Annotated in this window: 7 protein-coding genes; 1 reads left to right on the forward strand and 6 read right to left on the reverse strand. The window is 39.1% G+C overall.

The window, feature by feature from the left end; translation table 11 throughout:
• Positions 1–296 precede the first annotated feature (296 nt).
• The 3 genes from V7164_RS02900 to shc form a co-directional block, all read right to left on the reverse strand.
• Positions 297–1,202, reverse strand: a complete 906-nt coding sequence (locus V7164_RS02900; RefSeq protein ID WP_335345196.1) for a TIGR01777 family oxidoreductase — start codon at positions 1,200–1,202, stop codon at positions 297–299.
• 18 nt (positions 1,203–1,220) lie between these two features.
• Positions 1,221–1,760, reverse strand: coding sequence for an HXXEE domain-containing protein (locus V7164_RS02905; RefSeq protein ID WP_335345197.1), 540 nt, complete (start codon positions 1,758–1,760; stop codon positions 1,221–1,223).
• Positions 1,761–1,896: 136 nt separating this feature from the next.
• Positions 1,897–3,765 (reverse strand): squalene--hopene cyclase, encoded by a 1,869-nt coding sequence (shc, locus tag V7164_RS02910; protein ID WP_335345198.1) that lies wholly within the window; start codon positions 3,763–3,765, stop codon positions 1,897–1,899.
• Positions 3,766–3,886: 121 nt separating this feature from the next.
• Here shc and V7164_RS02915 point away from each other — a divergent pair, with 121 nt between their 5' ends.
• Positions 3,887–5,017 carry a DUF2515 family protein gene (locus tag V7164_RS02915; protein ID WP_335353361.1) on the forward strand — a complete coding sequence of 377 codons (1,131 nt, stop codon included), beginning with the start codon at positions 3,887–3,889 and terminating at the stop codon, positions 5,015–5,017.
• Between the two features lie 385 nt (positions 5,018–5,402).
• Here V7164_RS02915 and V7164_RS02920 read toward each other — a convergent pair whose 3' ends face one another.
• The 3 genes from V7164_RS02920 to V7164_RS02930 form a co-directional block, all read right to left on the reverse strand.
• Entirely contained in the window at positions 5,403–6,341 is a 939-nt protein-coding gene (locus V7164_RS02920; protein WP_335345200.1) for an ATP-grasp domain-containing protein, read from the reverse strand.
• Positions 6,342–6,614: 273 nt separating this feature from the next.
• Positions 6,615–7,106 (reverse strand): GNAT family N-acetyltransferase, encoded by a 492-nt coding sequence (locus V7164_RS02925; RefSeq protein ID WP_335353362.1) that lies wholly within the window; start codon positions 7,104–7,106, stop codon positions 6,615–6,617.
• 214 nt (positions 7,107–7,320) lie between these two features.
• Positions 7,321–7,758, reverse strand: a complete 438-nt coding sequence (locus V7164_RS02930; RefSeq protein ID WP_335353363.1) for a hypothetical protein — start codon at positions 7,756–7,758, stop codon at positions 7,321–7,323.
• Positions 7,759–8,212: the final 454 nt, after the last annotated feature.

An 8,212-nucleotide genomic window follows, 5' to 3' on the forward strand; every position in this document is an offset into this window, starting at 1 on the left:
GAAAGACGCTTTCCTTATTACAGAAAAGTGCCTTTTAGTAAGAGTACACATAAAGGGTTATCTCAAAATAGAACCCTAATTCCATATAACTGTTTTATTTTGGGGTACCGCCAACATTCCACGTTTATCTGACGGTACACCATATGCAAAAAAGTTCTCTCCAAATGCCAGACAGTGTTTTCTACGAACAGCTGATTAAGGACACGGCGTGCTATTCAACGCAGGGAGGGCCCGTCGTACTGTCATGATTAAAGCTTAATTATAAGTTTCCTCCTTCATTCCGGTGCAATGTATCTTTAACCTAGAATATCAGAAAGTGCACTTTTTACGTCTGGAAATTGAAAGGAGTAATTGTGGTGAAGTGCTTTTTGAGGGAGTACCCGCTGCCCTTTTAATACCAACTGACTCATTTCACCAAGTACTACTTTTACTACAACCCCAGGAACATGGAGCCAATATGGGCGGTGAAGGACGTCTGCAATGGACTGTCCGAATGATGACATGCGTATTGGATGAGGAGAGGTCACATTCAACGGTCCATCTACTTCAGGGTTCATGATGGCGAAGTAAACCATCTCAACCGCATCTTGAATGTGCACCCAAGAAATCCATTGCATCCCACTGCCGATTGTCCCCCCGATACCCAATTTATACGTTAGCACCATTCGCGGAAAGGCACCCTCTTGACCTAGAATGATGCCGAAACGCGCGCAGACCGTTCGAACGCCTAATTCTTTCGCCATTGCCCCTTCTTTCTCCCAATGCTTGACAACACTGGCCAAAAAATCGTTTGCATCACTTTTGGAGGACTCATTAAACGTTTTGAAGTCTGACATCCCGTAATAACTTACACCTGAAGCGTTAACAAGAACTTTTGGCTTTGGATGAAGATGTTTCAAAATTCGAATGACCTCTTTTGTGGATGTAAGACGGCTATTCAAAATAGCCTCTTTTTTACTTTGGGTCCACCGTCCGCTATTAATTGATTCCCCGGCCAAATTGACCATCGCATCAACATCTTTAAGTTCGTTTTCAGGTTGATGATCTGCAGAAAGCCAATCAACATAATGAACGAATTCACTTGTTCTTCTTTTATGATCAGGAAGACGCGTTAATATGGTTACTCGATGGCCTTTTTGAGTCAACAGGTGAGTCAGGGCTTGACCTACAAACCCGCTTCCTCCCGCTATAACAACATGCAATGTACTCACCACCTGCAACTATTTTATAAAGTATCGGCTTAAAAGATTGCCAACAAGAAAAACAAAAATCATAACTAGGCTAACGGGGAGACTTGCGAAAATTAAATGCCCGTCTATCAGGCCGGATTGGAACAATCGGTCATAGGCAATAAGAGCGTAAGGGATAAGAAGGAATAGCGCCGTTATGATGCCAGGTGTGTAGCCTTTGAAAAAGATGGACTGAATAATATGGATGATCGCCTGAAGAATAAACAAATTGAGTATGGCTGTATATAAAAGAAAGCCCCCTCCGTTTAATGAGGAATGGGCAGTCATCAATGTAGTGAATGAGATAATCAGCAAAATCCATGTAGCCGAAATAGAAAGTTGGGCAGCGGTCGATCCAAGTTTTTCCCTCATTTCTAATGTTAGTTTGACGAAGGGAGCTTTTCTGTTTTTGTGTGCATTCATGGACGATTCAATGGTCATGATCTCTTCTAAGTCATGGAAAATAAAAATGATTGGAAACAACCAAATAACTGTATGAAGATCGAAAAATTGGCGGAGAGTTTCAAGCATCTTTTGCCTCCTGCTTCGGAAAGAATTTGTTTTTCATCAAGACCTTGTCATGTTGTAGTTTTGTTCATTGTATGGGACAGACTATAAAAATATGCTAGTAGTCACTTGAAAGCTTATTAAATCCACAGATACCTGTTTAGCTTCCTTCAGCTAATTTTTGATAATGGGCCAGGGCCAGTAACGGAAAAACGTATTCGTAACAATGATAATTGATATAAAAGGCTCCCGCCATTCCTCTTCCTTTCGGGTAGGTATTTGTCCAATCTTTTTCTTTTCTATCCACTAAAAAAGCTACGCCGCGTTTAATGTTAGGTGTCACTTCAGTCGCGGCCGAGATAAGTGTGTCAAGGGCCCATGCTGTATGAGTGCGGGTACTTTCGCCCAAAGGCACATAACAATTTTCGATATCACTTTTACAGGATTCTCCCCAACCTCCGTCTTGATTTTGAATGGCTTTTAACCAGTTTACAGCCTTCTGAATGGCAGGATGATTCGGGGAAACCCCAACCGCAACCATTCCCGTTACCGCCGCCCATGTGCCATAAATATAGACGCCCCAGCGCCCTATCCAAGAACCATCCGACTCTTGATTCTTTAACAGCCAACGAATCCCGCGTTTCACAATGGGATGATGAAAATCCAAATGGGTATAGTTCCCGAAAAACTCTAATGTCCTTCCCGTTAAATCAACCGTCGAAGGATCAATCAACAAATCTTTTCCGCCCTCGATCGGTAATAGGTTCAATAGTTTCTTGTTCACATTCTTTTCGAATGCCGCCCATCCACCATCATTGTTTTGCATGGAAATGAGCCAGTTGATTCCCCGATCCCATGCCTGCCGACAATCCACCCTTTCGATGACCAACGTTCGAATCGCTCTTAGTGCAGCCGTTGTGTCGTCAATATCCGGATGGATTGTATTCATGTCCTCAAAGCCCCAGCCTCCCGGCAAAAGATTCGGTTCATGAATGATCCAATCCCCGTATTTGACATGTTGCCGGGAAAGGATATATCGGTTTGCCTTCTGGACGGTATTCGATGAATAAGGGACTCCGGATTCTTGCAGAGCATAACTGATTAACGTCGTGTTCCAGACCGTAGCCGTCGCATATTGGCAGTGAAGTTCTCCATCAATCCGGCAGGTCATCGATTTTAAGCCTAGCAAGGCGCGGGTAATCACCGGATGTGTATTCGAATATCCCCTCGCCAATAAGGCAAAAATCATCATAGAAGTTGAACCGAAATAATTACAAAAGGTGCCGTCCGGTTCTATTCTATCAAGCATATATTGTTCGGCGCGATATAAAGCTAACTCGCGAAGGTTTCCGGGATAGTCTTTCAGCCCTTTCAGTCCTTTTTGAATCAAATCAATAACCGAGCGGAATTCCGAATCTTCTGTAAAAAAATGATTTTCTCTTTTCAGATACAAATCAGAGAGATCAGGAGACCGTTCCGTTCTCCTGCTGAAACCCAAATTGGCCAGAATTAGAAACGGGATGATGTTCGTTCTGCCATACACGGAGATGTCAAAAAGATTGATTGGAAAGGAGTCTGGTATAAGCAGCACTTCAATCTTAATGGGGAAAGGCGGCCACTCGCACTGTCCGGTTAGAGCCAGCAGGATTTTAAAAAATATATGGACTTCCGTAGCCCCTCCGTTGGCAAGGATAAACCTTCTTGCTGCCTTGATATCCGGGTCACCCCGATCCCTGTAACCGGAGTAAAGAAGGGCATAATAAGCTTCCACTGTGGACGTAAGATTCCCTTTATCTTCATCATAGAACAATCCCCATGAACCATCTTTCTTCTGTTTCCCTGCAATACGTTCCACCAGTTCTTTTATGAAATCCTCGTCATCTATCTCCAATGTCCGCAATAAGATAATCATGTGACAGTCTATTCCGATGCCGGTTTCGAAAGGATATTGCCAGGACCCGTCATCTGTTTGGTCCCTAATGACCTGATCGACGATTCGGTTCATTTCCGCATGTACCCGATGCCTCATGTTACCCCCCTCTTTCGAATACTCACGTTGTATTCATATTCTTCTAACAATATGAATATGCATTTCTTTATGGGAGAATCGGACGCAATTCAAATGAAATATTGATAAGGGATGATTACTTTTGCTTAATTCCTATTCGGATATAAAAAAGGATTTGAAAAAAAAATTAAAAAGTAAATCTTCCGGCCTCCTGCCCTCTTTATCCGAAAACGATAAACAACGTATTTACTATATAAGAGAACAGACAAAACAACATAATCAAAACAACGTGACACGGACTCAGGCTTATTATAATTTTTACCTTGAGCACCCAGAAATCCATTGGGCCTTTCTTGGACATATGGTATCGCGGAATGTTGGCTGGAATATGACCGATTTAAAAGGGGACTTGCTGACAAAACTTCTCCCGGAAAGAGATCAGCAGGCGATTTATTCTTTCTTGGAACGCGGCAGCTGGTTGATTTTTCAGGATGTGTATCCCCAGTGTTTGATTTATGACCTAAGTGTGAAAGCCAACCAGGAAATGTTCCACCTTTTGCCCTTTTTTTACATTTCCACCTTTATGGAAACGATGTGGCGTTATTTTTGGAACAGTGGGGATTCCTACACTCTTACGATTGCGACTGTGATCAATGAACAAAGTTATTTGGAAAAAAGATTGATCCAAAATGATCACTTTAAAAAAACCGTAACCGGTACGGTCAGCTTCAAGTTGTATGATTTTTTGCGTCTCAATCACATTCTTTTTCCATACTGTGCAGAGGAAGATAGGCAACAAGCCTTACTTGCCGGCGCTACCTCGCGCCATTTCACTTCGCTTCACGAACGAATTTTATTCGGAAAAAGATTGTATGCTCTTCTTTTTCAGCGAAAAAATATTTCAGCTGGCGTTTTGAAATGGGCGCACGATCATCCCCATACGGGTTCACGAAAAGATTATTGGCCCGATTTGTTTAACAATGTAAACGAATTTTTTCCCCGTTCCCTTTATAAACCTCGGGTCAAGAATTGTAAGTTGAGAAAAGGTGCCGCCGACCGGTTGTACAGCCCACCGTTAAAATACTCCTGGCCGAATTCTACTCATGAAGACGCAGAAAGCGGCGACTGGTTTGAGGATTGGCATGTTCTGGACTATATTCATAAGGAAGTCGATGTGAATGGAGATATATTCGGGAATTATTGCAAAACGCTTGAAACCATTGAGCTTGCGGTCATGGGAAAGGAAGCCCTTCTGTTACGTGAAGAGGATTAACCATCTATGTGCGGTGATTTTGACAGCTGTTCTACAAATTTGCATTGGTCGCTCCTTTCATTTTGACTTTTATACTTCGAATTGTTAATTATGTCATAACAGAAAGGGGGGAGTGTCAGGAAAATGCGCTTCCTGACGGGACCCCTCTAATAATAGAATGAACATAAGAGTAGGATTATTACAGATATTTGGAATGTGTTTTCCAATAGACTAACCGAAAAATCACTCCTCACATTAAATGCAACTAATTTTTCCTACGATTTTTACTAGGCTTGAAGGTATTTACATTCATCTTCAGTATAAAATTTGAAGTTATTCTAAACTCTTTTGTCAACAATCTTAGCAGCCAAAAAAAAATGCAGGAACCATGTCCCTGCGGTCAAACTTATATTCTCTCCAAAGCTTCTCCAAGAAACTTTGCAAGCTCGAGCATTCCATATTTTTCTGCTTTTGCTTCTGCGTCTGAATTATAGTTTGTGTTTGTATTGACGTCATACGTAAAAATTTCACCAGCGGCATTTTTTACAAATTCAATGCCGGCAACATCAATTTTAACAGCCTTTAGAAAAGCTTCATAGCGTTCGATTAAATCACGATCGACATCTTCTACAATTTCGAACTTAGGTCTTACTTCTACTTCTTCTCCTACAGGACAAAATAGGTCGCCAATTTGACATACATCCGCTGGACATAGCTCAAATCCTTCTGACGTATCGACCCTTACAGAATAAACGTATTTGCCACCTACAAACTCAGCTCTTGTAATATAGGAATCTGGTGATTGGATATACTCCTGGATAAGCGTAATTCCATCTACAGACTCTTCAAATGCAGGACTATTAACATGTAACTTCAATGATTCAACAGTTTGGAACAATTGGACTCCAAGTCCTTTACCAGCCCGATTATGTTTAGTAATGAATGGGGCTGTTCCTAGCTTTTCAGCAGCTTCTATAATTTGCTCGCGGCCCACTGCACCAATTGTTTTTGGAGTTCGAATTCCACTCGCTTCAAGCGCTGTATATTGTTTAATTTTGCTAAGTTCAAGACGTAATGCATTACTACTATTAAAAACAGTTCGATTATGGAATTCAAGCCAATCAAGAATTCCACCAGTCAACTCAGGTGCAAATCGGTGATCTCTTGTGTGAGAGGACGCACTCATACGATTATAAAATACCCCTTCTGGCGGTAACGAAGTTAAATCGATGATCCCTTTATCAAGATGCCATGCCTCATATGGCAGGTTTAATTCATCCAATCGTTTTGTTAAATGAGAGGTCCAATCATCATTTTCATGGATAATGTATATTTTTTTAGACATATCAAACGTCCCCTTCATTTTCATTTTTTAAAATATTGACCTAGTCACCACTTAATCTTGGAATTACATATGTTAACCTGTAGCGTTACTTTAAGTACAAAATTTCACAATCTCTCCTAAACTTTAACATAGATATCTAGGAATTGTTCAACAATATAACCCTAGAATAAAAATAAGCGCAATCCTTTTTTGAAGTGACCCCAAAATGTTAGATTCGTGTCTAACATTTGAGGTGCAGTTAAAGGAATGCTCCCGATTGTTTAAGATATTAATTTAATTTTGATATTCATTTAAAGGTTTTAAATGGTAACTCATAATAATAAGTTCGCCTTTTCTTCCCATCTTCCTTACACCTTCATCTACAAAACCGTTTTTCTTATATAATCCTTGTGCGACTTCATTTTTTAGATTCACAGCTAATATAATTTCATTAATTTCGGGAAAATATGACCTAACAAATTCAGGCAATAATTTTATTGACTGTCTTGCATATCCCTTACCTTGATGGTGAAAATCTGTTGAAAATGCTCTTAATAATAACGCATTTTTATTATTTGAATAAGGCTTTACTCCCTCATTTTTATGTAGAACAAAAAACGTTACTAACTGTTCACCTTCAATACCTAATATAGAATATCTTTCTGGATCTATATTTGAAAGTTCATTGCATTCTTTAGGAGTACCAGTAAAACTAAGTTGTTCCTCTGATAAGGTATATTGTTCAATTGAATCTTTAAATCTATCATTATAAAAATGAAGTTCCATAAAATTTCCCCTCCCCAAATTCGAACATATATTCCTATTTTAATAAATGTAGTCAAGTCAATCAATTATTATTTTTGAATCATTCAACATAATGGCCTAAAATTGAAAATGAGCGCTGATCCTTTTTACTGAATCGCACCCGATTGTGGAAGATCATAATTACTATGTCTTGTTAAACTAAAGCACATGTTACTTCAATAAGCCTTATCTAACCTCAATTACAAAAGCATAACTCGAACTTCCCTTTTCCCACCTTGCATGGGCATCGTAAATATAAACACCTTTCTTTTGGTGCTATTAAAACATTATTATTTAACGAAACGTCCTCCACTTCGTTATCATTAAGCCATCTATTTACTCCCAATGTATTTACATTAGGTTCTTTTTCAAATTCTATTTTTAATTCAGATTCAGGCAATACAATCACGGGTTTAATTTCATGATGTTCAATTAGCCTTGGCGGAGAAATTGTATCGGCACAAATAGAATTAAATAAACCATCCCAACAATATGAACCTCGTGCCACTTCTAGTTTCTTTTCATTAAAAGTTATAGTTGGTGAAGGCGGATTATTATTAAATAACCCTATAACGAAGTAAATTCCAACACCTAATACAACTAAAACTACTAGAGTAATTAACGCCTTTTTCATAATTCCCCCCTTATCGTTATTAAACATCCTTTCTTTAACTCTATTGCTCGATAGTCTATGTACATTTATTCACAATTTTATTGAGTTATTGTGCTTAAGCCCCCTATAGTTGAAGCAGAATGGGATGTTTATTACATAATCGCGCCCTAAAATCGAATAACTAATAACTTGATCTTAATATTAAAATCAAATAATTTTCCTTCTCTAAGTTCCCTCTAGTTTAAGTTCAATACTTTACATTCCTCTTCTAAATGATGAAGTTGGTAAAAAGTTTGCTTTTTCCATTATCTTAAAGAAATATATATTACTTTTTTACGTATTTCAAAGATAAAAAATTATTGATTCCAATTTTCTTAGCCCTAATTTCTGGAAGAGGCTTTCTTTTGTACTCTTCAAATCCCAATTTGTTATATAAATTCATTGCCGAAGTATTCGTATCCGCAACCTCTTCAAT

This window comes from Bacillus sp. JJ1474 (genome assembly GCF_036965225.1).
Lineage (GTDB): Bacteria > Bacillota > Bacilli > Bacillales > Cytobacillaceae > Cytobacillus.